The 26,458-nt window shown below is 64.5% G+C and carries 31 protein-coding genes; 23 read left to right on the top strand and 8 right to left on the bottom strand.

Annotated features, from left to right (window positions below):
• The first annotated feature begins 1 nt into the window (after position 1).
• From L1080_RS03290 to L1080_RS03400, 23 genes are read left to right on the top strand one after another with little or no spacing between them, the layout of a single operon-like run.
• On the top strand, positions 2-376 hold the full coding sequence (locus L1080_RS03290) for a DUF2190 domain-containing protein (RefSeq protein ID WP_250776378.1): 375 nt from the start codon (positions 2-4) through the stop codon (positions 374-376).
• A 10-nt stretch (positions 377-386) separates the two neighbouring features.
• A complete protein-coding gene (locus L1080_RS03295; RefSeq protein WP_250776377.1) occupies positions 387-1,295 on the top strand; it encodes a major capsid protein in 909 nt (302 codons plus the stop codon).
• Positions 1,296-1,300: 5 nt separating this feature from the next.
• Entirely contained in the window at positions 1,301-1,717 is a 417-nt protein-coding gene (locus tag L1080_RS03300) for a hypothetical protein (protein WP_250776376.1), read from the top strand.
• 16 nt (positions 1,718-1,733) lie between these two features.
• Complete coding sequence (locus L1080_RS03305; protein WP_250776375.1) at positions 1,734-2,108, top strand: hypothetical protein; 375 nt, start codon at positions 1,734-1,736, stop codon at positions 2,106-2,108.
• On the top strand, positions 2,099-2,428 hold the full coding sequence (locus tag L1080_RS03310) for a hypothetical protein (protein WP_250776374.1): 330 nt from the start codon (positions 2,099-2,101) through the stop codon (positions 2,426-2,428). Before L1080_RS03305 ends, L1080_RS03310 begins: the two co-directional genes overlap by 10 nt.
• A gap of 8 nt (positions 2,429-2,436) precedes the next feature.
• Positions 2,437-2,760 (top strand): hypothetical protein, encoded by a 324-nt coding sequence (locus L1080_RS03315; RefSeq protein ID WP_250776373.1) that lies wholly within the window; start codon positions 2,437-2,439, stop codon positions 2,758-2,760.
• Entirely contained in the window at positions 2,757-3,227 is a 471-nt protein-coding gene (locus tag L1080_RS03320) for a minor capsid protein (RefSeq protein ID WP_250776372.1), read from the top strand. Before L1080_RS03315 ends, L1080_RS03320 begins: the two co-directional genes overlap by 4 nt.
• Positions 3,224-4,018 carry a phage tail tube protein gene (locus tag L1080_RS03325; protein WP_250776371.1) on the top strand — a complete coding sequence of 265 codons (795 nt, stop codon included), beginning with the start codon at positions 3,224-3,226 and terminating at the stop codon, positions 4,016-4,018. The genes L1080_RS03320 and L1080_RS03325 overlap by 4 nt, the downstream gene beginning before the upstream one ends.
• A gap of 3 nt (positions 4,019-4,021) precedes the next feature.
• Positions 4,022-4,717: a DUF7426 family protein gene (locus L1080_RS03330; RefSeq protein ID WP_250776370.1), complete on the top strand. Its 696-nt coding sequence runs from the start codon at positions 4,022-4,024 to the stop codon at positions 4,715-4,717.
• A complete protein-coding gene (locus tag L1080_RS03335; RefSeq protein WP_208961970.1) occupies positions 4,698-5,102 on the top strand; it encodes a DUF7426 family protein in 405 nt (134 codons plus the stop codon). Before L1080_RS03330 ends, L1080_RS03335 begins: the two co-directional genes overlap by 20 nt.
• Positions 5,092-9,849 carry a phage tail tape measure protein gene (locus tag L1080_RS03340; protein WP_250776368.1) on the top strand — a complete coding sequence of 1,586 codons (4,758 nt, stop codon included), beginning with the start codon at positions 5,092-5,094 and terminating at the stop codon, positions 9,847-9,849. The genes L1080_RS03335 and L1080_RS03340 overlap by 11 nt, the downstream gene beginning before the upstream one ends.
• Positions 9,846-10,679, top strand: a complete 834-nt coding sequence (locus L1080_RS03345) for a hypothetical protein (RefSeq protein WP_250776366.1) — start codon at positions 9,846-9,848, stop codon at positions 10,677-10,679. The genes L1080_RS03340 and L1080_RS03345 overlap by 4 nt, the downstream gene beginning before the upstream one ends.
• Positions 10,676-12,229: a Gp37-like protein gene (locus L1080_RS03350; protein WP_250776364.1), complete on the top strand. Its 1,554-nt coding sequence runs from the start codon at positions 10,676-10,678 to the stop codon at positions 12,227-12,229. Before L1080_RS03345 ends, L1080_RS03350 begins: the two co-directional genes overlap by 4 nt.
• Before the next feature lie 9 nt (positions 12,230-12,238).
• Positions 12,239-12,487 (top strand): hypothetical protein, encoded by a 249-nt coding sequence (locus L1080_RS03355; RefSeq protein ID WP_250776362.1) that lies wholly within the window; start codon positions 12,239-12,241, stop codon positions 12,485-12,487.
• On the top strand, positions 12,487-13,782 hold the full coding sequence (locus tag L1080_RS03360; protein ID WP_250776360.1) for a peptidoglycan DD-metalloendopeptidase family protein: 1,296 nt from the start codon (positions 12,487-12,489) through the stop codon (positions 13,780-13,782). The genes L1080_RS03355 and L1080_RS03360 overlap by 1 nt, the downstream gene beginning before the upstream one ends.
• A gap of 2 nt (positions 13,783-13,784) precedes the next feature.
• A complete protein-coding gene (locus L1080_RS03365) occupies positions 13,785-14,291 on the top strand; it encodes a holin (protein WP_250776358.1) in 507 nt (168 codons plus the stop codon).
• Positions 14,291-14,611, top strand: coding sequence for a hypothetical protein (locus L1080_RS03370; protein WP_250776356.1), 321 nt, complete (start codon positions 14,291-14,293; stop codon positions 14,609-14,611). Before L1080_RS03365 ends, L1080_RS03370 begins: the two co-directional genes overlap by 1 nt.
• On the top strand, positions 14,608-14,814 hold the full coding sequence (locus L1080_RS03375) for a DUF7620 family protein (RefSeq protein WP_250776354.1): 207 nt from the start codon (positions 14,608-14,610) through the stop codon (positions 14,812-14,814). Before L1080_RS03370 ends, L1080_RS03375 begins: the two co-directional genes overlap by 4 nt.
• Complete coding sequence (locus tag L1080_RS03380; protein ID WP_250776352.1) at positions 14,811-15,179, top strand: putative phage holin; 369 nt, start codon at positions 14,811-14,813, stop codon at positions 15,177-15,179. The genes L1080_RS03375 and L1080_RS03380 overlap by 4 nt, the downstream gene beginning before the upstream one ends.
• A gap of 2 nt (positions 15,180-15,181) precedes the next feature.
• On the top strand, positions 15,182-16,039 hold the full coding sequence (locus tag L1080_RS03385; RefSeq protein WP_250776350.1) for a hypothetical protein: 858 nt from the start codon (positions 15,182-15,184) through the stop codon (positions 16,037-16,039).
• Positions 16,036-17,262, top strand: coding sequence for a hypothetical protein (locus L1080_RS03390; RefSeq protein ID WP_250776348.1), 1,227 nt, complete (start codon positions 16,036-16,038; stop codon positions 17,260-17,262). The genes L1080_RS03385 and L1080_RS03390 overlap by 4 nt, the downstream gene beginning before the upstream one ends.
• Before the next feature lie 30 nt (positions 17,263-17,292).
• Positions 17,293-17,967, top strand: coding sequence for a hypothetical protein (locus L1080_RS03395; protein ID WP_250776346.1), 675 nt, complete (start codon positions 17,293-17,295; stop codon positions 17,965-17,967).
• A 1-nt stretch (position 17,968) separates the two neighbouring features.
• Entirely contained in the window at positions 17,969-19,249 is a 1,281-nt protein-coding gene (locus L1080_RS03400; RefSeq protein ID WP_250776344.1) for a polysaccharide deacetylase family protein, read from the top strand.
• Here the strand turns inward: L1080_RS03400 and L1080_RS03405 are convergent.
• From L1080_RS03405 to L1080_RS03440, 8 genes are all read right to left on the bottom strand, one after another.
• On the bottom strand, positions 19,246-20,016 hold the full coding sequence (locus L1080_RS03405; protein ID WP_250776342.1) for an SGNH/GDSL hydrolase family protein: 771 nt from the start codon (positions 20,014-20,016) through the stop codon (positions 19,246-19,248). The two genes, L1080_RS03400 and L1080_RS03405, sit on opposite strands and share 4 nt — an antisense overlap.
• Positions 20,017-20,072: 56 nt before the next feature.
• The gene (locus L1080_RS03410; protein WP_250776340.1) at positions 20,073-20,504 is read right to left on the bottom strand and encodes a hypothetical protein; all 432 of its coding nucleotides are present in this window, start codon (positions 20,502-20,504) and stop codon (positions 20,073-20,075) included.
• Positions 20,501-20,818, bottom strand: a complete 318-nt coding sequence (locus tag L1080_RS03415; protein ID WP_250776338.1) for a hypothetical protein — start codon at positions 20,816-20,818, stop codon at positions 20,501-20,503. Before L1080_RS03415 ends, L1080_RS03410 begins: the two co-directional genes overlap by 4 nt.
• A gap of 495 nt (positions 20,819-21,313) precedes the next feature.
• Positions 21,314-21,766, bottom strand: coding sequence for a DUF4352 domain-containing protein (locus tag L1080_RS03420; protein ID WP_250776336.1), 453 nt, complete (start codon positions 21,764-21,766; stop codon positions 21,314-21,316).
• Positions 21,767-22,088: 322 nt separating this feature from the next.
• Complete coding sequence (locus tag L1080_RS03425) at positions 22,089-23,216, bottom strand: TIR domain-containing protein (protein WP_250776334.1); 1,128 nt, start codon at positions 23,214-23,216, stop codon at positions 22,089-22,091.
• Between the two features lie 509 nt (positions 23,217-23,725).
• Complete coding sequence (locus L1080_RS03430) at positions 23,726-24,208, bottom strand: DUF2637 domain-containing protein (protein WP_250776332.1); 483 nt, start codon at positions 24,206-24,208, stop codon at positions 23,726-23,728.
• A gap of 302 nt (positions 24,209-24,510) precedes the next feature.
• Positions 24,511-25,797: a competence/damage-inducible protein A gene (locus L1080_RS03435; RefSeq protein ID WP_250776330.1), complete on the bottom strand. Its 1,287-nt coding sequence runs from the start codon at positions 25,795-25,797 to the stop codon at positions 24,511-24,513.
• 245 nt (positions 25,798-26,042) lie between these two features.
• The gene (locus L1080_RS03440; protein ID WP_250776329.1) at positions 26,043-26,414 is read right to left on the bottom strand and encodes a hypothetical protein; all 372 of its coding nucleotides are present in this window, start codon (positions 26,412-26,414) and stop codon (positions 26,043-26,045) included.
• Between the last annotated feature and the right edge of the window lie 44 nt (positions 26,415-26,458).

The following is a 26,458-nucleotide window of genomic DNA, read 5'->3' on the forward strand; positions in this document are numbered from 1 at the left end:
CATGGCGAACGAGAACATCGGTGTGTACGAGCCCGGCCGCGACCTCAGCGGCCGAGCCAGCGCCGCAGTCATCGGCAAGCGGTTCCTGAAGATCTCCGGAAACCGGTCGAGCGGCAACATCGCCGTCGCCCATGCCGACGCCGCTGGCCGGGTGTGCGGTGTGTCCAAGTACGACGCGGCGTCCGGCGACATCGTCGGTGTCGCGCGCGGCAACTCGCGCGTGACCTTCGTGACGGCGGCCGCCAACATCGCCGCCTTCGCCGAGGTCGAGGTCGGCACCGCTGGCCAGGCGATCACCAAGACATCGGGCATAGCCGTCGGCTACGCCGTCACCGCAGCCACCTCCGGCGGCGACGCCGAGATCAGCCTCTACTGAAAGGGCGGACATGCCTACTCCCTCCCCGGTGACCTACCCGCTCGGCGGGCCCGTCATCGTCAACAACCAGATCACCGTCGACCTGGCGCTCAATCAGCCTTCGCTGATCAGTCGCCGGATCTCCGATCTGACCCTCCAGAAGTTCATCGCCCCGCTGATCTTCACCAGCTCGGGTCAGCCCGTCACCGGTGGCGCGGTGCGCTACCAGCAGGCGACCGCAAACGAGCTGTACACCAGCCGCGACATCGAGCAGCGCGGTCCGACGGACGAGTACCCGACCGTCACCGCGGATCGGCTGGACGAGAAGCTCGCGAAGGTGGAGGACTGGGGAGGTAAGTTCCCGATCTCCGACGAGGCGCGCAAGCGCAACAACGTCACCGAGCTCAACCGCAACACCACCGCACTGTCGAACACGATCGTTCGGAAGGTGAACACCCGCACGATCGCCGCGCTCGACGCCGCAATCACGGCGCTCGGTGGCGCCGGAACGTTCGTGGGTAAGAACTGGTCGACCGCGGTGACCAATGGTGTCAGCCCGACCGCGAACAACGCGCTCCCTCAGTCCGACTTCGCGAAGGCGCAGCTCCTCGCGGATCAGGACGAGCTCGGCGTCACGTACAACGTGTGGATCGTGAACCCGCAGGAGGCGGCGAACCTCGCCACCACCTATGGTCCCGCGCTGCAGGCGCTGCTCGACTACTACAAGATCGAGCTGTTCTCCTCGAACCGCGTGACCGCCGGCACCGCGTACGTCGCGGAGAAGGGCGCGGTCGGCTTCCTCGACTACGAGGAGGGCATCACCACGGAGTCTTGGCGCGAGCCGGGCAAGAAGACGTCGTGGGTGCAGTCGTACGTGCTGCCGGTGTTCGGGGTGACCAACCCGTACAGCGTCCGCAAGGTCACCGGTCTGGCGGGCTGATCACCATGGCCGAACGCACCATCTGGCACGCCATCTTCGAGTGGTTCGAAGATGGCGTGCGGCATTTCGCCTACCGCGGTGAGGTCGTCGACATCCCTCAGGACGTCATCGACCAGTACGAGAAGTTCGGGGTGTTCGACGCACCACCGGAACCGCAGCCCGACTTGGCTGAGACGGCTGAGGAAGCTCCCGTCGACGGTAAGGATCTCGGCGACGCCAACCCCGGCGGTGACGCTGACGAGTCGACCGGCGACGGTGACCTCGGCGCGCCGGTGCGTCCGAAGCGGGCCGCGCTGGCGAAGGACTGGGAGGACTACGTCGTCGCTCTCCATGAGTTCACCGACGGCAAGGATGGACTGCCCCGGGCCGAGGCCGAGGCCGCGACTCGGGAAGCCCTGATCGCCCAGTTCGGCACGAAGTGATCGGAAGGGGGCGGCAGTGACTGTCTTCGCCGACTTCACGGAACTGGAGGAGTACCTCCGCCCCCAGTCGGTCGACAACGAGGTTCGGGCGACGCTGTTGCTCGAGATGGCAGCGAACCTCATCCGCCGACAGGTGTCCGACGTCGACACCAACACGGAGTACGGGTCGACCGGCAAGTTCGTTCAGCTTGAGATGGTCGCGGACGCGCTGGCACCTGGCGAGTTCCGTGGCCGGACGTCGTTCTCGGTGAGTCTCGACGACGCGGTGGAGTCCGCCACGCTGTCGAATCCGACAGCGACGCTGGTACTTACCGGTGCGCATTTGAAGCTGTTCGGTCTGTCGGAAACGCCGAGGCCGTCGTGGAACTTTGGGGACGAACCATGTCGATGATCGATCGGTTCTTCGTCTGGCCGATCACCGTCGAGCGGTACCTCGGCGGCAACGCCCGCGGTAAGTCGTACGCCGCGCCGGACAAGTCCCTCAAGGCGAAGGTCACGGTAACCCGTGACGTCGTCAAGGACGCGGACGGCCGCGAGGTCGTCACCACAGCGAGGGTCACGCTCCCTGTGGGAACACCCAAGGTCCCCGCCGAATCGCTCGTGACCCTTCCCGAGCGATTCGGCGGTGCCAAGGTGAAAGTCGTCGCCGAAGCCGTCCGAGACAGCGGCCTGCCAGCACTGCCGAAGTTCTACCGGCTCGATCTCTCGTAGGAGGTTCGATGGCACAGATCAGATGGGAACCGAACGTCGTCGGCGCAGACGAGGAGGATCTCCGCCTTTGCGGGGAGGCCCTGCTTGATGACGCAAAAGCACTGGCCCCCGATCTGTCCGGCGAGATGAAGGCCAGTGGTTTCGTCCGCGTCGAAGGTGACTCCGTCAGGATCGGGTTCGGCACCGAGTACGCCGTGAAGCAGCACTACCGCACCGACTTCGAACACCCACAGGGTGGCGGGGCGCTGTTCCTCAAGAAGGCGGTCGACGAGTTCGGTCCAGTCGTCGAGCAGATCCTCGCTGAACAACTCCGGCGGAGGCTCGGCGGATGACGACCTTCTCCACTACCAGCAACGAACTGCTCAAGGCCCTCGGTCTGCGGCTCGTCGAGCTGGACCTGGTCCAGTACAGCGAAGCCGAAGACGTCGTCTACGAAGAGGATCCGGAGCTTCCGGCGTTCGTGTGGCGGGAGTTGCCCGCAGACCCGGACACCGCGGTGTCGGCGACCGTCACCAACGATGCCCGGGACCGCGACCACTGGAACCCGGACTACTACGTCCGGCTCCGGTTCCGCACCGCCGAGGACGCGAGTGTCGACGCCGACGACCTTGCCGACCGGTTCTTCAACCACCTGCACGTCCCGGATCACTTCTACCAACCACAGACGTGGCCTGGCGGTGTCCGGGTCATTGATGTCCGCAGGGTCGTGCGGGCGCAGTCCGTCGCGGACTCGAACAACCGCTTGATGCGGGCCGACTCCTATCGGATAACCCTCAACCCACCAGGAGAAATATCATGACCGCACCCCTCATGCCCCCGGACACCTCGAACATGGACGCCACACTCGCCCGCAACTGGGCGATCCGCGTCAAGATCGACGGCGTCTGGACCTGGATCAAGGGCATCAACAGCTTCGACGCCCCGATCTCCGACTCCCTGCAGGAGGCCGGCGACTACCACTCCGGCGCCTGGGGTGCTCAGATCTCCACCGAGAAGGCATGGGTCGCAACCATCGGTGTCGGCCGCAAGCTCGACCCGACCAAGGCCCCCGATCCTGGCGTAGAGTACCTGCGCGCCAAGGGTGTCGAGGTCGGTTCCGACGGCATGGCCGAGATCCAGTGGTGGCGCACCGACGGCCTGCCCGACGCGTACGAGGGTCGCGGCACCGTCAACTTCACCTCCGCGGGCGGCGACAAGACCGGTCTACAGGGCGGCACCATCACGATCACCGGATACGGCAAGCTCAACGTGATCGAGAAGCCGACCGCCGTCGCGGTGAACGAGATCCAGCGCATCGACATCGTGAGCGCGCCGACCAGCTTCAAGGTGAAGGTGCTCGCGGCCGAGACGGCAGCGCTGACCGTGTCCTCGCTCGATGCGGCCACGCTGCAGACCGCGATCACCGGTCTCGCCCCGATCGGGTCGGGCAATGCCACGGTCACGGGCAGCAACGCCGCCGGGTACGTCGTCACCTTCGGCGGGGCTCTGGCCGGCGTGGATGTGCCCACCCTTCAGATCACCACCCTCGTCGGTGGTACCTCCCCGGAGGTCACCGTCACGGTGGTCCGTCAGGGTCACCCCGCCGGATAGCCAGTGTCTTTCGACGCTGTCGACGAGTACCTCGACCCGGGCTTCCGTATCACCATCGGTGGTCGGGAGTTCCGGGTCGAGGCCGCCTCGGCGGACACGGTGTTGCGGTTGCAGCGCAAGCTCGCAGACCAGCCGCGGTGGTCGAGGCGGCAGGAACTCGACGAGATCCGCCGCCTCCTCGGCTCGGCATGGGACGACCTTGTCGCCGCGAAGATTGCGGCTGAGAAGGTCCTCCGCGTCGGGCGGGCCGTGACCGCGAAATACACCCTCGACGAGAGCGCCGCCGTCGAGTACTGGACTACCGGAACGGTCGCCCCGAAGTCTGCAGATACACAACCTGCGGAGCCAAAGGATGATTCGGCGCCCGGCCGGTACGGCCCGTTCGACCCCGGTGGTGGCACGTACCGGGAAGAGTTCGGTGACCGCGAGTGGTACAACCCACCGCACATGGCACCAGCGTTCAGGAAGCAAGCACAGGCCCGCAAGCGCCGCATCACATGGCCCGACCTCCTCGAGCTGTGGACAGAGCTCGAGCTGGACTTCCAATCCGAGGGGATCGACCTCGGCTCCGACATCCTCACCCGACGCCCGTGGCGCTGGTTCGAGGTCCGCGTCGCACGCTTCGTGCGCGCCCCGACCTCCCAGCTACGGCAGGCGATCGACGAGCGAAAGGATCACGATGGCAACGATCCTCACTGATCTCGACGAGATCTACGACCCCGACCTGTACCTGCCGATCCGCGGCATGGTGTACCGGATCCCGTCGCCCACCGTGAGTGAGGCCGACCGGCTCGCCGAGCTGATCTGGAAGAAGAAGCTGCACCCGCAGGTGATGCATGAGGAGATCATCAAGATCCTCGGGCCGGCGCACGATCAGATGGTCGAGGACGAACTCCCTGCCCCATTCCGGAACCACGCGGGTCGCACCGCGATCATCCACTTCGCGGTGGATGTGGATATGGGCCGGCAGTTCTGGCTGTTCGATCACCTCACAGAGGTCATCGACATCGATGTCTTGATCGAGCGGCTGATGTCGCAAGACGACGCGGCGCCGGTGGCCGAAGCGGTGGCTGATGGCGACTAGAGTCGCCGAGCTGTACGCGGAGCTGACTCTCCGTGACGACAGCCTCAACGAGGGCCTCGAGGGTGCTCGCGACAACCTGAACCAGCTGGGTCAGGCGTCGGATCAGGCGGCCACGCAGGCGCAGCGCGGTGCGGCGCGGCAGGCCCAGGCGTATCGGGAGCTGGCGAAGGACACCGAGAAGGCGTACACCGCTGCCCGTACACAGGCGTCCCGCGCTGTCACCGCCCAGGAGCGTGTCGAGGTCGTCCAGCGTCGGCTGGCCGACGCGGTCCGCGAGCACGGGCAGGCGTCGGAGCAGGCGCAGCGAATCGAGAGGCAGCTCACGCAGGCGCGTGGTGACGCCGAACGGATCGCCCGGAACGCTGAGCGGGCGAACGACAACTACACAATCTCGCTGCAGCGGTCCGAGCGCGCGCAGCGGGAAGCGTCCCGCGCGGCCGAGCAGGCGGGCACCAGTCTGCGCGATCTGATGCAGACCAGCGAACGCGCGGGCCGCAGCATGCGTGAGGCCATCCCGGACGACGGCCAGGTCAACCGGTTCTCCAGCGCGCTCGGCCGCGCCGCGCAGTCGGCGGGTCAGTTCGGTGCATCCGGTGGAGCGATGGGCGGCGAATTCCTGTCCGGATTCGCCGACAAGGTCGGTGACCTTGCGGGCAAGACGGGCCCGATTGCAGGGTCGCTGCTCGGTGTCGCCGCTCTCGGTCTCACCGCCGGCGCACTCCTCGCGAAGGCCATCCAGGACGGCATGGCGCAGGAGAAGAATCTCGACCTGTTCCAGGCACAGACCAGGATCACCGAGGAGCAGGCCCGCAAGTTCGGCCTGGCCGCCGGCGAGGCCTACGCGGATGTGTTCGGTGAGTCCGTCGAGGGAAACCTGTCAACGCTGAAGCTGTCGCTGCAGAACGGCATCATCGACCCCGCTGCCAGCCAGCGCGACGCCGAAGCGGTGATCGCCAATCTGGACACCATCTCGACTGCCCTCGATGGTGACGTCGCGACATCGGTGAAGGCGGTGTCGGCGCTGATGTCGACGGGGCTGGCATCCTCCGCGCAAGAAGCGTCGGACATGATCGCCAACGCAGTCGGCGGCAGCGCGAACAGGGGAGAGGATCTCCTCGAGGTCATCTGGGAATACTCGGCTGGCTGGAAGAATGCGGGCGTCTCCGCCGAGCAGGCCCTCGCCCTCATCGAGCAGGCCACCGACAACGGAGCCTGGAACGCGGACGCTCCGGGTGATGCTCTACGTGAATTCGGCCGCCGAATCGACGAAGAGGGCGACACCATTGTCTCCACTCTCAACGACATCGGCCTCAACGGTAAGGAAATGTACGACGCCTTCGTCGAAGGTGGCGACAAGGGCAACGAGGCCTTTGACCAGATGTTCGACAAAATCCGGTCACTGAAGGACCCGATCAAGCAGGAGCAGGCCATCCTCGCGCTGCTCGGCGACACCTCGGGTGACTTCATGGAGGTCTGGAAGTCCTGGGACCCGTCGGAGGCGCTGAAGAACTTCGGCGAATTCGAAGGTGCCGCAGGCAGACTCGCCAGCACCATTGGCGGCAACGCGGCCACCTCAGTCGAAGGTGCCTCCCGGGCAATCGGACTCGCAGCGGATGGACTCAAGGGGGCCCTTGCGCAGGCAGCCGGTCCGTATATCCAGAATTTCGCGGACACGATTTCGAACAACCGGGCCGGTGTCATCCAGTTCTTCATCGACATGGGCAACGCGGGATTCGAAGCGGCGAAGGGTGTGCTCCACTTCGTCGAAGGTGGCCTACGAGGCCTCGCAGATTTCTCGGGATCGGCCGCAGAGGCTGGCGCGTCGTTCCTCGAAATGGGTGCGAATATCATCTCGGTAGGCGACGCCATCCCCGGATTCGGCCAGTTGATGGGGCTCGCCACCGGTGACGCCGCGGGCAAGCTCCGCGACCTCGCGGACGCAACCCGCACCGGCGGCGAAGGCGTCCACGACGTGCTTATCGGGGCGGCGGACGGTATCCGCGACACCCTGCTCCCCGCGGTGGATCAGATGCAGGTCAAGTGGAACGAAGCCGCGGGGGACATGAAGGACTCGGCTGCCTTCAACGATGCCACCGCCAAGATGTCGAAGTCGATCGGTGAGGTCGGGATCCAAGCGGACGGGTCGAAGATGAAGCTCGAGGGCTTCACCGGGGCAGCCGGCCAGATGGTCCCGCCCGGGCTCGCCGCCTCCATCACGGAGGTGAAGGACGGACTTGCCGAGCAGGTCCGTACCGGCATCGAAGCGGGCAACACCATCGAGCAGCTCACCGCGCAGTACGGCAACAACCGAGTCGCGCTGATCGAGCAGCTGATGTCCCTGGGCATGACGAACGAGGCCGCCCTCAACTACGTCAACACCCTCGGCCTCACGCCGGAATTGATCAACACGGTCATCAATCAGGAGGGCATGCCGGAAGCGCAGTACGCGCTCGACGTGCTCAAGGGCAAGGTGCTCGATGTCCCAGACAGCAAGACGATTCACACCCAGGCGCTCACCGAGGAAGCGATCTATCAGCTCCGCGAGGTCGGCTACATCGTGGAGACACTTCCCGACGGCACGGTGAAGATCACCGCCCCGACCGATCAGGCCGAGGCGGACGTCAGGGCGTTCATCGAGCGTGACCGCTGGGCGACCGTGAAGCTGAGGGCTGAGTTCTACGCCAACGCCTACTTCAACGCGGACGGGTCACCGAAGAACGTGGCCGGACCGACGAACTATGGCGCCGGCAACAACGGACCGCAGTACGGGCCCGCAGCACCGCAGGCTGACGGTGCCATCATGGCTGGGAAGTTCGCCGCCGGTGGGTTCAACGCGGCACCAGGATTCGACAAGCTGCCCGAATGGGCGACGATCATGTCCCCGCGCAACAACCTGATCCAGTGGGCGGAACCGGAAACGCAGGGCGAAGCGTTCATCCCGCTGGCATTCAACAAGCGGGCTCGGTCGATGAACATCCTCGCCGAAGTGGCCCGCCGCTTCGGGATGCGCCTGATCAACGACGAATACAACAAGGTCTTCAACGGCGACCCCAGCAGCCTCACCGCGGGTACCGATCCCACAGGGTGGCGGGCGCTGCTGGGCGGACAGTACTCGGATCGGTCCCGCCGGTTCGGCGTCGAGGAGTCCAACCCTTTGGTCGCCGCGGCCCTCGGTATGCGGCAGATGATCGTGAACGGCAACTACGACAGCAACCTGCGCGCTGTGGGGATCGAAGAGGACCACTCCGTCGTCGATGCCGTACTGAGGGGCCGGAAGATGGCCTTCGCGGACGGCGGAATCGTCGACAGCCTCATCGGCATCCAACAGTCGAAGTTCCCTGCCCTCCAGGTGACAGACACCTACCGTCCCGGAGCTGCGGACCTACACGGTGCCGGGCAGGCGGTGGACTTTTCCAACGGGTCGGGCAACACGGACGAGCAGCTAGCGTTGGCGAACTACCTTGCCGACAACTACAAGGACCAGCTCGCCGAGCTGATCTACATCGACCCGAGGTTCGGCCGTTGCATCAAGAACGGTGAGTTCGTCCCGGATAGCTTCTACGCGGACGCCGGTGACCACACCAACCACGTGCACGCGGCCGCGATGGAGCCGTTGGGGGAGCCGTCCACCAAGTCGTCGACCGGACCGGACAACCGCACCGAGCGCGAGAAGCTCGTCGACACGATCGTTGCAGAGGGCCGCCGACGGGGCATCTCCGAGAAGGGCATCAAGGCCGCCATCGCCGCCGGGCTCGCCGAGACGGATCTCCAGAACCTCGACCACGGGATGGACGGCGACAACGCTGGCATTCTGCAGCAGCGGGACAACGGCGCGTGGGGGACCCTCGAGGACCGGAAGGATCCGGCCAAGGCGGTCGGCATGTTCTACGACAAGCTCGACGACTTCGACTACGAGAGCATGGACCCGGCCGACGCCGCGCAGAAGGTGCAGCAGTCGGGCACCGCGGATGGGTCGAACTACCGGGCTGAGCTCGCCGAGGCTGACCAGCTGTATGCCGACTCGGTTGCCCGTGGCGCGAGCACATCGCCCGCGTCCGGTGACTCGTCTCCGTCCTCGTCGTCTTCGTCGATGTCAGGTGGCACACAGGACGTTCGTGTGACGAACTTCGGTGACCTCGTCGACGCGTTGAAGGCCGGAGCCGACACGGGTAAGCCGGAGGAGCGGCAGCCGAAGGTGATCGGGAATCTCAAGATGTACGCCGGCGGCGGCATCGAGGACCACTCACCGCAGATCGTCCGCCCGGGCGACTACCGAGTGTTCGGTGAGCCGGAAACCGAAGGTGAGGCCTACATCCCGTTCGCGATGTCGAAGCGTGCACGAGCACTGGCGATCTGGCGGGAGACCGGACGTCGGCTCGGCGTCGCGGAGTACTCCGGTGGCGGATTCGGTGGTTACTCCGGGCCGGACACCGAGGATTACATGAAGCCGAAGAACCTCTACGATGCCGCCGCCCTGGCGACCGGCATCGGATTCACCGCGGTCTCCGGCGCCTCGAACATCATCGGCATGGCTCAGTCCGGGAAGTGGGACCTGTCCAAGATGGTGCCCTCGTTCGACACCGGAAACAACGACATCCCCGGCCTGAGCCAGGCGTTCGATCAGATGACGCAGCAGCTCGAGGAGATCACCGAGACGCTGCAGAAGGGGGGCATGATCCAGGTGGATATCGACGTCGATTCCAACGGTGTGCCGACCGTGTCGTTCACGAAGGCAGGTCTCGCGTGAGGCCGGAGCAGTTCACCATCGTCGGTGTCGACGAAGTGGAGTGGCCGATCGGTGAGATCGACGAACCTGGCACGTTGATCCGGACCCTGAACCCGACGGGTCTCGGTGGTGCTGGTTTCAGTCACGACGACGACCAGAACGCCAACCAAGCTGGTGTGTCGTGGCGCGACACGATGTATGACCCGAACGTGATCGGGATGACGATCCGTTCGCAGCTGATGCCGGGTGATCAGGCGGTGTCGGTGGAGAAGGCGCTGCGTCGCTCGCTCGGGTTCCAGGCGGGGCGACGGCTGGGGGAGTTCTGGGTCGACTCTTTGCGGGAGGGGCAGCCGCACCGCAGGTTTCAGGTGTGGCGGCTGGCGTCTGTGCTGCCCAGTCCGACATACAGCGTGACGCAGCGGCTCGGGTACTTCGAGATCAGGGACGTCGCCCTGCGCTCGGATGAGTCGTGGTGGCGCACCGACCCGTACGTGCGCACCCTATTCGCGGCGGATTTTGCGGGCGCGACCGTCGACAACGTCTCGGACGAGGACGTGTGGCCGCACTTCGCGCTGACCGGCCCGATCACCTCGCCGACGCTGGGCCTGAATGGTGAGGCGGTGCCGTTGCCGACGATCGGCGCCGGCCAAACGTGGACGATCGAAACGGATCCGAACTGGTTCGAGATCCACGACCACACCGGTGCTGACCGCACGTGGCCCGGCCGCCGGTGGTACAAGAGAGCGCCCGCCGACACTCTCGACATCCCGCTGACGATCACCGGCACGGGCACCACGTCGGCCACGAAGCTGGTTGTCACCCTGCCCCAGCTGTACGGGACGGCAGCGTGATCAACGCACCCGGGTATGCGCGCCCGACTGCCGCGCCGGTGGACGGCTTCGACATCGAGCTCGGCAAACGTAACGGCACGAAGATCGAGTGGACACCGCTCGGCTCGTACAAGGCCGCCGAGTTCGGCTGGCACTTCTTCGATCCCGCGAACTTCCAGATCGACCTCAAGCCCGACCACCGGCTCATCCCCGAGCTGACCGGACTGCGCCGCAAAGCGATCCACGTCCGCACGTTCCGGAACGGGATCCCGTACACCGGCCGCCTGATGCAACGCCGACTGACCGGGAAGCCCGGCAAGGAATCGGTGTCCCTCACCGGGTTCGACTACAAGTTTCAGATGCAGCGCGCCACCGCGTGGGTCAACCCGCTGTTCCCGCCGGAGGTCCAGGTCGGCCTCACTGGCAAGCAGGACGTCATGGCCGGCGAGCCCGACTTCCTGTGCAAGTACTTCGGAGCGAAGAACTGGACACGCCTCGACAAGCCGATCTACGGGGCGCTGCCACTGCACCAGGTAGGGGAGGACCTCCCGGACCTCGACGACATCGCCACCCTCGACGACCTCCTCGACCTGGTGAACACGGCCGTCGGGAACGTCGCGGTCGTCTCCGCCCGGTTCACCCAGCTCGACGAACTGTTCAAGCTGACCCGGAACCGGTTCGAGTTCGGCTACAAGATGGACCTGTGGGACGGCACCGGCACGCCGCCGCACGTGTTCAACACATCGAATCTCGCGCAGCTGCAATCAGTTATCGACTCGACCAGCGACAACTTCCTGAACTTCCTCAACCCGGACAACTTCCTCGGACTTCTCGACCCCGACTCCTGGGGGAAGATGGACCGCGCCGGATACGTGTTCGACACCCGCAAGAAGCGGGACATGCGCAAGCTGCAGTGGAACACCGCCGGCGGGCAGATCCTGCACGTCGACATGAGCGAGGATCACGCCGACGCCACCCGCGCCATCGTCGGCGGCAAGGCCCCCGAGATTATGAACCAGGTCATCGAGTGGGGAGCGAACTTCGCAATCCAACTGCTGCTCAACGCAATTGCGCCCGGTCTCGGACTCGGCCTGGTCGTCGGCGACCTGTTCGACAACATCTTCTTCGCGTACCAGCAGTTCTACGACGAGGACCTCGAGGACGACATCGGAAAGGACGACGCGTTCGGCGAAGTGTTCGCCGACAACACCGCCGCCTGGTCGGCCGATTCCTACGCCGTCGGCCAGGGCTCACTGAACGATCACTCCGGCGGCGAGACCATTGCGCTGACCGTCGCCTCCGGCGGCCCGGACGGGCGCGGCAACAGCTTCGGTGTCGACGACAACACCGGCCGCCGGTACGACGTCGGTGACATCCACACGTTCTACGACCGCGGCACGACCGTTGAGCAATACGTCTCCTCGGTCACGGTGAAGGACTCCCGGGACGGCCGGATGGTCGAAACACCGATCCTCGGCGAGGACAAACGAGTCCGGGGCGCGTGGACGAACTTCATCACCAACATGCAGGGATTCGCGCAAACCACGCGGGGCATCGCCAACAGCGTCTAGGAGAGCGTCATGAGCAACAACCCTGATATTGGCATCGATGGGCCTACCGTCCAGATCGTCCCTGAGCAGGGCGTCGTCATATTCCGCCACCGCTGCACCGACTGGAGCTTCGAGAACTTCGGCACGGCCGAGGCCCGCCTCCCACTCGGCGGCAGCGGATGGCAGCTCGTCGACGAGAACACCATCAGCCCATCGATCCTGTGTCACAACTGCGGCACTCATGGCTATTGGACTGACGGCGAATGGAGGAACTGCTAATGACACAGAGATACATTCCAGTGGCTCGTGACTTCTACGTCACCAGCGGATTCGGGTACCGGACGTTCGACAACTCGATGCACTGGGGCATCGACTACGGCCGCAACGGTGGGTCTGGCGGACAGCCGATCCACGCCGCGCAGGGCGGAACCGTCACGGCGGCAGGCCCCGCGACTGGGTTCGGCCGGTGGATCAACATCGATCACCCGACCGAGGACGGCAGCGGACTCACCGTGTACGGGCACGTGATCCCCGAGGTGCGCGTCGGCCAGCGCGTCGCGGCCGGCCAGCGTATCGGTCGCATCGATCCCGACAGCAGGACCAACGGCGGAGTCGCGCCGCATCTGCACTTCGAGGTGCACCGCTACATCTGGTCGCCACCCGGCCCGAACCGACTCGACCCCGTTCCGTGGCTGGCCGGCGCCGCTTACCCCGGCGCCGCACCACCACCCGCACCAGGAGGTAAACCCGTGGGACAGCTACAGGCTGACGTCACGATGCTCTCACCCAACGACGACGGGCCCCGCAATCCTGCGAACTGCACGCTCGCCATCGTCCACACCGACGAGGGAGACCCCAACGGCAAGATCGAGGATCTCCTCGGCTGGCTCGCCCAGCCGCGGGCGCAGGCGTCGTACACGCTCCTCGTCGGCCGCGACGGCCGGATCGGCCGGTCGAACGACGACAACTACATCCCCTGGGCCGCGGGCTCGCCCGCCAACGAGCGTGGCCTGCACCTGTGCTTCAAGGGCCGCGCCGCACAGTCCCGCGCCGAGTGGCTCGCGCAGGGCCGCCAGCTCGACGCAGGCGCGCGCGTGCTCCGCGACTGGCATGACCGCTACGGAATCCCGCTCGTCAAGCTCAGCGGCGCACAGATGCGAGCAGGGCAGAAGGGCGTCGGCGGCCACGCAGACACCGTCGATGCCTGGCACTCGACCGATCACACCGACCCCGGCCCCGGATTCCCGTGGGACGTCTTGCTCGCCAAGGCAGCCGGTAACACAACAACTCCTGAGGAGGGGTTTCTCATGGCACTGTCCGACGCCGAGCAGCGACGCATCTACACCGAACTCACACAGAAGCTGCCGTCCCGCTCGAAGTACCGCACCAACGACGAGCCGGTCGACACGCTCGCCGGAATGGTGCTCAACATCGACGCCCGGATTCACGAGGAGTCGACCGAGCGTGACGCGCTCAACGGCGTAAAGGCCGCGATCGACCTCGTCCGCCGCCAGGCAGACAAGGGCGACGCAGGCGCACAGGCAGTACTCGCGAAGATCAACGGAGGTAAGTGACCATGGCTGAATTCCCGAAGACCGTCCCCGTCACCGTGGAAGCAACGGTCGAGCTGCGCAGCCTCGACTCGCGGGCATTCTGGCTGGACGCCCTCGACCGCGCCGGCCGATCGTTCTTGCAGAACGTCCTGGTGTTCTTCGGCGCCGGTGTCACCATCGTGTCGGTGTCGTGGACCAGCCTCCTCGGTGCTGCCGCGCTGGCCGCCCTGGTGTCGCTGATTCTGGCGGTGTCGAGCGCGACGGCTGTCACGTCGGGGAACTTCCTCGTCGATCTCGCCGACCGGGCCGTACGCACCGGCGCCGGATCTCTCGCCGCGGCGATCCCGCTCACGGGCAGCATCACTGACATCGACTGGCCGTCCTCGCTGACGATCGCCGGCACCACGGTTCTGCTGTCCGTGGTGACGTCACTGCTCACCGAGAACCGTGGGTCCGCGAAGGGCCTGCCGACGCTGGCACCTGTGGATGGTGAGGTCGTCGAGGTTACCGACACTGAACTCGACGGCTGATGTCCGTCCTCTCGCCCTCCGCGTGGGAGGGGGTGAGCACGGTGTCCGTCCTCATCGTGCTCGCCCTTTTCCATGGAGTGGCCCTGGTGAAGGGGTGGATCATCTACGGTCCGGCACACAGAGAAATTGTGAAAGCGAAAGACGACGCGCTCGAAGACTTGCGTGGTGGCCGCGCCGAGGACAAGTCGGTGATGGCCACCCTCGCCGCGACGAACGCCGAGCTGGCCGTCACCGGTGAGCTGTCTGCGCACGTCGTTCAGGCGATCCGTGAGGCGACCGGGCAACGGTCAGAAGCCGCGGGGAACGCGGGGCCGATATGAGGTGGCCGTGGTCGAGGGACGTCGACGCGGCCCAGGCCGAAGCGCGGGCCGCCGCCGAAGAGCACGCCTACGCCGTGGATCGCCGCATCGAGACCGAACGTAAGAGCACGACCGAATCACGAGTGGCGAGGGTGGTGCGAGCGGAGTTGGAACGCAACGGATACACCGAGCTGCTGCAGCAGGCATGGGGAGGTGGTCGGTGAAGAACGTCGCAGACTGGACGCTGTTGGTATTTGCTGGACTGGTCGGATGTTTCGCGTTGACGTACGTGACGCGGTCGCCGTGGTGGCGCAACCGAATCGGTGAGATCTACCTCGTCAAGTCGGTGATTCTGTCGCTGGTCCTCGTTCAGATCAGTCTGGCGACGTGGGTGTCGACGGAATACCCCGGCCGGCAAGTGGTCCGGTTGATCGTCTACACCCTCGGGATCATCTCGTACGTCGTCATGCTCTGGGCACTGGTCCGCGAGCAGAACGAGGACCGCCGCAGGAAGCGCGCCGAGCTCGCGAAGGCCGAAGCCGCCGCGGCTGAGGTCGAGTCCGAGTCCGAGGACGCCGGAGGGGAGTAGCAGTGGAACACCTACCCCGCCGCGTCCCCGCCGGCGACATCAATCTCGTCGACTACCTGGTGCCGATGCTGCAGGAGTTCGTCGGCGACGTGCCGATCATCGGTGACCTGATCGAGATCCTGTCCGGTGTCGAAGACGGCAACCTCAACGATGTCGGCACGTGGGTGAACGACCTGACCTCGGGGCTGGGCACCGTGCAGCAGATGGTGAACCAGATCGCGGACATCATCAACGGCCTGGTCGTGACCCCGATCAATAACGCGGTGCAAGGCGTGAAGGATTGGTTCGCCGACCTGCTCGGTTTCCGGTCGACCACCACAACGAATGTCGCCACCGCGCAGTCCTCGGCGGATACGGCGTACTCCAACGCCAACGCTGCTTACACGCTCGCCTTGACCGCCGACCAGGCTGCCGGTGACGCCGTCGACACCGCCGAGGAGGCCGCGAACCAAGCCGCTGCCGCGGTCGAGACGGCTGACATCGCCTACGACAACGCCTCCTACTGGGAGGCCGAGTGCGTGGTCTCCTCGGCGGACGTTCTCCTGGGAGTGAACGAGCTCCTGATCGGACTGTGCCAGAACGTCCCCACCGGGAAGACGCGCAAGATCACCGACATTCACATTGCCTTGCAATCGCAGCCGGGTGGAATGGTGTTGCAGACCAAGAAGTGGAATGCCGCTGGTACGTCCAATTCGGTGATCCACACGGCCACGTTGTCGGCGAACCAGACCCGAGCCTCGTATTCGAACTTGAATATCGACGTGACGGACAAAGAACGTGTCTTCTGGAACGTCTCGACTATCACCGGATCCGTGTCTCCCACGGTTCTCCAGGTGGCGGTGTTCGGGGCGATCCTGTGAGCTTCCTCCTGAGACGCAATCGCCCGCTGGCGTGGGCGGGGTGGGCCGATCTGGACGGCCCGCATCAGCGCTCGAACGAGAACCCCATCGCCGTTCCGTGGAAGAGAGTCAACTCCGGCCGCACTGTAAAACTGGAGAACAACCTGCTGGTCATTCACGACTACTCCGAGACCATCATGGAGTTCGGCGGAGTCTCGTTCGAGCATCAGCCATTCACCCCGAACTGGGGTTGCGAGTTCGACGTATTCCTGAACGCCAACACCGTCCAGGAACAGTTCTGGGGAGCGGGGCTGGCCCCCTCCTGGACGGACCCCTCGTTCTCGTCTCTGGTCGGCACTCCTCTCCTGTGCTTCTGGAGAAACGCATTGAACGGTGGAGACAGCATTCGGGTCACCGTCCTGAACTCGTCCAGTTACACCGTTCTGATTCAGAACGGGGTGCCGAACCCCTTCAATGGACAGTGGCACAACGTAAAGATGTGGTTCGACGAGGACAAACACCTACGCATTTTCGTAGACAACCTGCTGTATATCTTCTGGACGATGCCTTCCGACAAGAGGCCGAGCAGAGGGAAGCGATCCCTCAACTTTCTTAACCAGACGTCCAATTTCAGCTACATGCGGAACTTCAAACTCTACGACCGGCCCCCGGACCTAACCTGGTCCACCACCCCGCTGTTCCAAGACGACTTCAACCGAGCGAACAACTCCGATGTCGGTAGCCAGTGGACCAAGGTCGGCGTGAACTCCGGCATTCGAAGCAACTGGTACGGCTCCACCGGAACCAGTGACGGCAGCCGGGGCATCTGGGCCAACACCGACTCCACCAGTGGCGACATGCGGGTCGACACGCGTATCCAGGACTCCACGGTCGTGTGCAGCTCGGTGATCTTGCTGCGCGGGAACGCGGCCATGAACAACTTCCTCGGCGTGGATATCCGTGGCGACAGGCTCCAAATGTTGCACGGCACCGGAACCCTCACGAACGTGTCGTGGACGGTGCTGTCCGGGATGGACTACACGGTCGACGACAACGACCTCGTCGCCGCCTGCGTCAAGGGCGACTACATGTGGGTGGAAGTCAACGGAAACATCCCATTGTTCGCCGGTGGGGTGAGCGCTTTGTGCCCCCCCACGAACCGCAAACACGGACTACTGGTCACACGCGCATCGTTCGTGTGGTCGCCGGCGTTCGACTACTACTCGCTCTCAACCGCGGCCTGACAAGACCGTCGATCCGGAAAGGACTTCCTTGTGATCACCATCAAGGACACCCTCGTCGATCTCGTCGGTGACGCCGACTGGGATCCGAAGGCATACGCAGAGATCTGGTCGACCGACGAACTCCGCGATGTCAGCGGGAATACCGTCACCGACAAACGCCTGCAGATCCCCATCACCGCCGAGGGCCTCGAGACGCTACCGCTCTCACCCGGGACCGCGTTCATCCGGCTTCACCTCGGAACCCTCCGACCATCGTTGGGCCCGTACGCGATCACCATCCCGGACGCCACGGGGGAGCGGCGCATCGTCGAACTGCGCACCGAGCTCCCGCCGAATGCGGACCCGCCGACCACCATCGACGCGACCCGGGTGAACGGTCTACCCGCCGCGATCGAAGAGGTCGGAAACGGTATTTATGCCCCGCAGCAGGAGACGTACAAGCAGCTCGCCCGCACGCCTGATCTGCTCATCGCGGGCACGATCACCCGGAACTCGAACGAGGCGGCGATCAGTGCGCCCGTGGTATGGCCGGACGGCACACCGGGCACGTACACCGCGACCGCACTGAGCGCATCGTTCCCCGGCGCGGTGGACGCCTACACGATCACGTACGGCTCACCCGTGACGAAGACCTATACCCAACCCGCCGTGACCCGCAACGCCGCTGGCGCAGCGACGGCCGTACCCGCGATTGTGGTGAGCTGACATGGGAATCCTCGACGCGCCAGGACTGGCACCCCGCTTCGCCGATGCAAAGTTCGCCGCCCGCCGCGGCCGCGCCACCGCCCGGCCGATCCTGTCTCTCCTGATGAACGAGGCATCGTCCGGTTGGGCGATCGCGGGTTCACAGGCCGCGATCAACTACACCGACTCGACGGCGGCCTACACGACCGACGCCATGTTCGGCGACCGCTGCGTACGCCTCAAGAGCAACGGCACGTCCGCTGGGAACATGAACGTCACGAAGATCCTCGGCGCGCCGTTCGATGCGTCCGCGTGCAACGTCCGGTTGTTCGTGAAGGTCCTCGACACGAACTGGACGCAGATCCTCGTCAACGTCGGCACCTCGTCCGGCGCGAACGCGTCCATTGCGACGATCTCGAAGGACGCCGCGCAGACGGGCACCGTCATCCAGGTCGGCCGGTGGGTGATCCTCGACATTCCACAGTCGGCCTTCACCTTCAACATTGGCACTGGCGCACCATGGTCCGCGATCCAGTCGATCATCGTCACTGCCACCGCGGCGGCGAGCGTCACTGAAGTTCGATTCCACGGTCTGGAATTCGTGCACCGCGACCCGCGTGGGGTCAACGCGAACGGTGCCGTGGTGATCACCGCCGACGATTCACACGTGACGCAGTACACCACTCTCCGCACGGCGCTGTCCGCCCGTGGCTGGAAAGCCACACTGATGCCGATCCCCGGCGCGCACGGGTCGAACTCGTCCGTGTTCTTGACCAACGCCCAGGTCGCCGAGCTGCACGACACCTACGGGTGGGAGATCGGCGCGCACTGCTACTCCCTGTCCTCGCATGGACTTGGGTTGACCGGGCTGACCGATCAGCAGTTGATCGACGAGTGCGAAGCGATCAAGGCGTGGCAGTCGGGTTGGGGCTATGACTCCACCTCGCACTCGTACCCGCTCGGGGTGCATGACGCGAGGACCGAGGGCATCATCTCGCGGTACTGGCAGACGTCACGGATCGCGACGAATCCGCTGATCACTCCCGAGACGATCACACCTGCGCGGCTCTTCTCGATGCAGGCGCAGAACGTGAATCAGTCCATCGCGAACATCACGGCCGGGCTGACGAAGGCGCACAACGACAAGGGCATCACCATCTTGATGGCGCACGCGATCGTTGAATCGGGCGGCGACGGCAACGCCATTAACTCGGCGAAGCTGACGCAGATCCTCGATGCTATCGCCGCGTCCGGGTGTGACGTGCTGACCATGCAGGAAGCGACTGCGCGGATGGCGCTCTAGGTGATCCTGAGGCGGTACAAAAGGGCGTCCGAGATCGCCGTGTAACCGTAGTCGTTGGGGTGGAAGTTATCGCTGATGCCACCGTGCTTCGGCAGGTTGGCCGGGCCGCGATATCCCTCACCCAGGAACAGCGAGGACAGGTCGACGTATGCCCCGCCATTCTCCAGGCAGAGTCGTTCGATCACCTGGTCGTAGGGGTCGCCGAGCTTTGAATCCTGCCAGGTGCCGGCGCACAGGAACTCCACATCGGGCGATGTTGCCCGGACCGACGTCAGTAGGTTCCGGTAGTTCGTTTCGAAGGTGGGGAGGTCGGTCTTGTTGACATCGGCTGTCCCGAGTTCCACGACGGCGAGCGAGAAGCCGCCTGATCGGTAGGACTGCGGCGTGATGTCGGCGACTTTCCCGCCGACCTGCCCCGCTGTTAGCTCTTGGACAGGTCCGCCTTCGCGGATTTCTTCGACCAGCTGTGGCCTGTACCCGGCCGCGTCATTGGAGGCGTAGAGGCCGAAGGTCAGGGAGTCGCCGAGGAATAGAACCTTCAGCGGGCCGCTGTCTGGGCGGGTCACCACGGCCGGGTCGGGCTGGGGTGGTGTGTAGTCCTCGACGGGCGGTGGCCCGCTGATCCTGTCGGCGGCCACCGCCCCTCGTTGCGTATCCCACGCGAACCCGGCAGCGACGGCCACCGGAGTGAGTGCGATCAGGGTCCAGAAGGCAATTGCCTTCGGCTTGCTCTTCGCTCGGGTGGAATTCCGCTTCGTCGGTGGCATGAGCCGCATTCTTCCGTACCGCCCGGTCTCCGCAACTCAGCCACCCAAACGACAGGTCAGGGTTCTCCTGGCCGCTGATACCAACCGAGGTCGCCCGGTTGCGGATGGTCGTACCCGAACAGGTGCGGTTGGGGCGACGCGGGCGGGGTCACAGGCTCGGGGCGAGGGTCGGAGCGACCGAAGATGATCCACAACAAGAGCGGTGCGGCGACCGCGAACACAAGCCCCCACGCCGCCCACACGACCAGCCCGCTCGTCGCGGAGATCGTGGCACACGCGGCGACAGTCGCTGTCTCCTGCGCCTCGGAGACGGTGCCGCCACCGAGGTAGCTGCCACAGGTCACGACGTTCGGTTGGGTCGTGCCGGGGAGCGGGCGCTCTGGGATCTCTTGTGTACGGAATCCCGCATACGCGGAGATGCCGAGAAGGACCGCGATGAACGGGAGCGCGGCGAGCGTTACTACGCGGATGCCCTGGCTCTGATTCACCTCGGGGATCGACCGATCGATTCCCAGAGTTCCTGTTCGACGCCTGGTGCACGCTGAAGGAGCAAGCCCATTACCGTGACAGTCTTCGCCACATCGACCTCTGCCCCTCCGAATGTCAGAAGGTTGCGTGTGTCGTCCCAGTGGTGGAAGCGTTGGCCCGACATCTGGAACATTTCAGCCGGTCCCACGTTCCGAATCGCTAGGTTGTGGGTCGGTTCGTCCATCCAGAATTCCTCGTATCGCTCATCGATGTGAACGAAACTGTCACGAAGCTCTTTTACCCCCGCGAGGTCTGACTGGTCGATGTCGAACATCGCAGCCAGATCGCGACCTCGGTCAGGAAACGCAGCCTGTAGGCGCTTGCGGCGACTTGGAAGAGGAGTGAAAACTGCCGCGACGGTTGCGGCGCTGTGGACGAAAAGATCCGCGGTCCGCCATAGGGCGTCCGTCTCGAGCCCTTGTTGCATTAGCGAAAGGCCGAGGTGCGCCGCGGTTCCGGCGTGATGCTTCACCTCCCCGGCCAGGAGGTGAAGCAGGTGGACGGGAGTCGTCGCGTTAATCACGACACGAAACCTGTGCATCTCGGCATGGCGAGGATTCTCCCTGCGCGGGCATCACCGCGCCAATCCACCACGCGAATGACCCGCCCATAAACCCACACAATGGGCGGGCCCCGCCGGCGCGAAACACGACTGACGCGACCGACGGGGCACCACTGACACCGCTTCAACCGACGATCTCGTTACACGACAAACGCCCCCATCCTCTTCGCGAGGATGGGGGCATTTGGCGCGTCTAGAGGATGACGATCACTTCGCCGGCGGAACGGAACCCAAGTCGATGAACTTCACGTTCGAGACCGACTGTGTCTCGGAGTCGTAGAAGCCGAACATCGTCGGCGTTGAGGTCAGTGGGAGCTCATAGACCCATGTCATCTCACTCGAGAATCCCGGCTGCAGGTTGTCATTGCAGCCCGGATTTCCCTCGACCCGGTAGAGGCTGTCGTAGGTGTCGAATTGGCGGTCGTTGGAATCGATCAGTTTGTTCCCGATCGGGTAGCCGCAGGTCAAGTCCATTGAAATCTGCCCAACGTTCTCGACGGTCGCGCGCACGCTGACGAACTGGCCGCCCGGCCGTGCGTTCTCCGGCGAGAACTGCCCTCGGTATCCCTCGACCTGGTATGAGATTGAGGTGGTGGCGCTTACCGAGTTAATGGTGATCGCAACGCCGCCATTCTGGACGCGCTGTCCGACCTGTGCCAATGCAGGTCTGCTCGCAGTTGTCGATGGCGCGACCGAGGTTGGCGAGCCTTCGGAAACCGCTGCCGCCGGGGCGGAGGCAGGCGGGGAATCGTCGCTCCCGATCACTGCGACTGCGGCAATGGCGACTGCGGCGACAACCGCAACCACACCGCCACCGAGTAGCGCCCACCGCCAGGGCGATGGGCCTTCGGCGAGAGTCTTGCCGTGTTCGACGCCTAGGTCGTAGCCATCTTGCCAAGCAGCATCCGGGTCCCGATCGGCGTCGGGTGTCGGTGTGATCATGCGCGTATCAAACCAGACGACCTCAGGGAATCTACCGCGATCACCCCTCGATCTCGTCGATTCGGCGGACCCACTCATCGAACAAGCCTTGGCCATCAGTAAACCGCTGGATCGCTCGTGCGATCTTTCCAAGAGGCTTACGCAGGTCACGACTCATCGACCCGACATTCTGCGCGCTTTCGTGTACGCCATCGAGCGCATGGATCGCTTTTTCGCCAGCGTCGCGAAGTTGTCGAATGCCGGTGGCAAAGGTCTTGAATCCATCTCTGTCATAAGTCGAATCGTTGGCGACACTCAGCAGGATTCCGGAAATCGCCCCGTCCATCCTGAGCGTCTGATCGGCATATTGCGAACCAGTCGAAATGATCCGGTCGGCGATTGGGTTTAATTCGCCTGCCAGGCGTCGCGCAACTGCGAGTTTGGCTGAGGCGCCCGCTGACCGTCCCGCCTGTCCTGCGGATTGCATTTGCGGCGCGTACTCGGTGAAGATGTCGCCAATCTCGTTGATCTCCGACGTAAGCGTCTCAATAGTTTTCGTCCAAACTGGGAACAGTTCTTCCACCTCGGCCATGCTGTCGAGAATGCCCGGAGCGTTATCGGCATCTTCATCATCTAGTAAGTCGATTTCAGATCCGACGTCGATAATTTCCGGTCGCTCTGCGATCGTCTCCGCAATCTCGGCGAGGCGAAGAGCCAGCTTGTTGATGGACGTTCGGTACTTGGCGCTGTGCTCCTCCTCAAGTCGCAGCGCTGTCCAATTTTCGTACTGGGTGGAGGCGATAATCGCCTCCACCTCATCCTCTGAATTCTCCTCGAGGTCTGACACCGCGGAGTACAAGATTGGAAGCAGGAGTTCCTTTACCCCGCGCCTCTCAGCGTGCTTTGAGAACTGGATGAGCTCACGCCTGCACTCCGTCCGCTGAAGGTATCGAGCGGTGACGATCGGAATGAAGAACGTGGTCGCGGCCAGCGCGTCGTCGATGGTCTTGCGCCACTTGTCGCCCCAACCAATGTCGGTCCTGTCGACAAACATGTGGATCTCGTTGCCTGTGATCAGCGAATACTCCGCTTCGATCAGCTGACATAGTCGGAGAATACGTCCGTGCTCCGCATCGTTGTCGGCGTGGACGTAACTCCAGAATCCTGCAGGCTCTTCACTTGTCGTCATGGGGCGAATCGAACCAGACAGACTGGTTGGTCGGTATCGGCCAAGTGAATGAATCGTCGGGTGTCACTTACTTCTTGAGGCCCCGGCTCGGCTTCCCTCCTCGCCGGGGCGAAATGGACGGTATCAAACTTCGAACGTGTGTGCGAAGCTTTCGTCATGAAGTCCGTCGAGCCCGCGCCACGCTGTTGTCCGAATGGGCACTCACTCGGGCCGAACACATGCATCGTCGGCTGGGAGGTATGTGCCTGTGACTCCGCCAGCAATGGTGGCCATCGGTCGCACTACTGCCGCGAGTGCGGGGCGACGGTGCGGACGCCGCCGTGCACGGGTGGCCGCTCCGCAGACGGACCGGTGGTCTCGTCGCCCGTGATGTCTGCAGCGTAGGGGGCCGGGCGCCCGGGAGGATCTCTAGCGCGCGCACGGCGCGCGGGAAGCATGCGCCGCCGGCCCCCGACCGCGTGCGGTCGAGGGCTGAGTGGCAGTGCGCTGGGTTTACCGGCCGGGCGGTTTCAAGCCGCGGCGAGCAGCTCCTCGTCGACCTCCTCTGTGACGGGCTCAGGTGCTGCGGACGGCATGGGTGTTCGCGGCGATTCCTCGTGCGCCAGCGTGATGGCGAGGTGGATGCTGGCGAGCTGAACGAGCGGCGGAATGACGGAGATGGCGACCGCGATCGGGCCCCCTCCGTTGGTGACGGCGTGTGCCGAGTTCCCAGCGACGGAGACTGCGGTGCCGAGCACCAGCAGCATCCACGCGTAGGCCCGCGGCCAACCCTTCGAGAGGGTCGCGGCGGCGATGGTCGACACGATTGTGAGGCCGTCGACGATCAACGGAAACGCGGCGCTCTGGTGATCCGCGATTCCGTTGTGGACGGCGAGATCGGACAGCGAGGTGAAGCTCATCCACGATGCGAGGGAAGTGACGGCGACCGCGCCGACGGCGGTCGCGCGAGCGGGAGTCGCTGCGACATCGGGCAGGCGTGAAAGAATTGTCATGGCCGGGTGCTCCTGGCTGATAGGTCCCCTCGTAGGTCCGTACACCTGCGGGGGGATTTCTGATTTCTAGCGGGGAGCAAGGCGAAGGGCTCGGTCGCGCACGAAAGTTGTCACCGAGTTGTCACAACTCGTGCCGCGCCGGGCATTCTTCTGGCTCGCTCAGGGGTGCAAAGCGGCTGGTCGCCGCGTTCCGCCTCGTCTCAGCTCGCCCATCGGACGGACTTAAAATCCGCACAGTGTCGGTTCGAGTCCGACTGGGGGCACGTAACTACTGTTTGATCACCTCGCGTAAGCGATTTCGCTTATTGGGCAGGCCCCAATGCGTCGGCGAGCATGTGCATGGCCGCGGTGGTGGAAAGCGCACGTACGCTTGCGCGGTCGCCGGGGAGCCGGAGTGTACGGGTGACGGTCGGTCGCTCCGTGGAGGCGATCGCGAAGCAGACAGTGCCGACCGGTTTGAGATCGGTGCCACCCCCTGGTCCTGCGATGCCACTGGTAGATACCGCGATGTCGACGCCCAGTCTGCTCAGCACGCCTTCTGCCATCATGGCCGCCACCCGCTCGCTCACGGCGCCGTGTTCTTCGATGATCTCGGCGGAAACGTCCAGAAGGTCCGACTTGACCGCGTTCGCGTAGGACACCACCGCGCCGATGACGTAGGCCGACGAGCCTGCGCGATCGGTGAGACGTGCGGCGATCATGCCACCCGTGCACGATTCTGCTGTGGCGATTCGATGGCCGGCCAACCGGTTCGCCACGATGTCGTCGATGGTGGACCCGTCAATCGAGAAGACCTGTGAGCCGTGATGTTCGTCGATAAGACCTGCGAGTTCCGTGTATGCGGTTGCCGCCGACTCTGCGTAGCGGGTCACCATTTCGAGCTCTCCGAGCCGCAGGCAGGTGGTGATCTCGAGGTCGTCGAATCCCGTGATCTGGCGCTCTGCGGTCCGCAGTGTCGCGGCGAGGTCGGCTTCGGACAGACCGTACGCGCGGATGGTGTTTTGACGGATCTGCGCGCGCTGGGCCAAGACCTCGACGATCGGCGCGCTGTCGAGTGCCGCTGGCCACATCGTCTGCAGTTCACGAGGCGGGCCGGGCAGTATCAGGACAGCGGGCAGTGTCCCGGAGTCGTTGGCAGGTATCGCGACACCGGGGGCGGTTCCGGTCGGAGGAATGGAATGCGCGCCCTTCGGAACCATTGCCTGCTTGCGGATACCTGCCCGTAGTGGCTCGGAGTCGGTTGCAGCACTCAGTCGGCTTCGCCATCGCTGCACGATTGCGTGGATGCGTTGCTCGAGTTTCTCGTCGAGGTGTAATTCGCGGCCGTACAGAGCGGCAACGGTCGCCACGGTGAGATCGTCGGCGGTCGGACCCAAGCCCCCGGTCGTGACGATCAAGTCGACGTGCTGATCCGCGAGAAATTGTAGTTGTGCGGTCAGGTCATCGGGCCGGTCACCGCAGATCGTGATGTGTGCGACGTCCACTCCCATTTCGAGTAGTCGCTGGGCCACCCACGGGCCGTTCTTGTCGGTGACTCGACCGGCCAGGACTTCTGTACCCGTGACCACCACACCTGCTCGCACAGTCATTTCTCGACCATACTTGCGACCGACAATCGTCGCGGACACCCGCACAGTTTGTTGCGCGAGGTGTCAGAAGTCGGTACGAACGGAGATGGATCGGCACGGACGAGCATGTACGAAATACGTTGCGAATAAACAGATATCGAGTCCAGTGGAGTTCACGCGGATCCACTTCCGGGGACTTGATCCGCACAGTGTCGGTTCGAGTCCGACTGGGGGCACAGTAAACGGCCAGGTCTCTGCGTAGGCCGTCAGGCCCCTTGGTGGTGCGGGCTGACCCGTGCGGCGGGGGCGTTCTGGGCGATGCGGGCGCGGACGCGGGCGGTGGCCTGCCAGATTCGGGTGGTGTCGGTCACGCTGATGCACTGCACACCCTGCTCGCGGGCGTGCTCGATGGTTCGTGCGTCGTGCGGTGAGCCGGCGGCGTCGAGTACGTCATCGGTGACGATCGCGCAGAGGGTGGGGCCGTCGATGGTCCGGACCGGCTCGAATCCGTCCGCCACCAGGGACTGCTTGACCATCGCCCACTGCGACACCTCGTTGTATCCGGTGGGGTTCCCGATGAAGAGAACCTTACGGGAGCGGCGGGCGCGGGCGGTATCGATATGAGTGACGGTCGACATGGCGGTGGGTTCCTGTCCGTTGCGGGATTCCATAGAGAGAATCC

It is taken from the genome of Rhodococcus sp. MSC1_016, assembly GCF_023667485.2.
Classification (GTDB): Bacteria; Actinomycetota; Actinomycetes; order Mycobacteriales; family Mycobacteriaceae; genus Rhodococcus_F; species Rhodococcus_F oxybenzonivorans.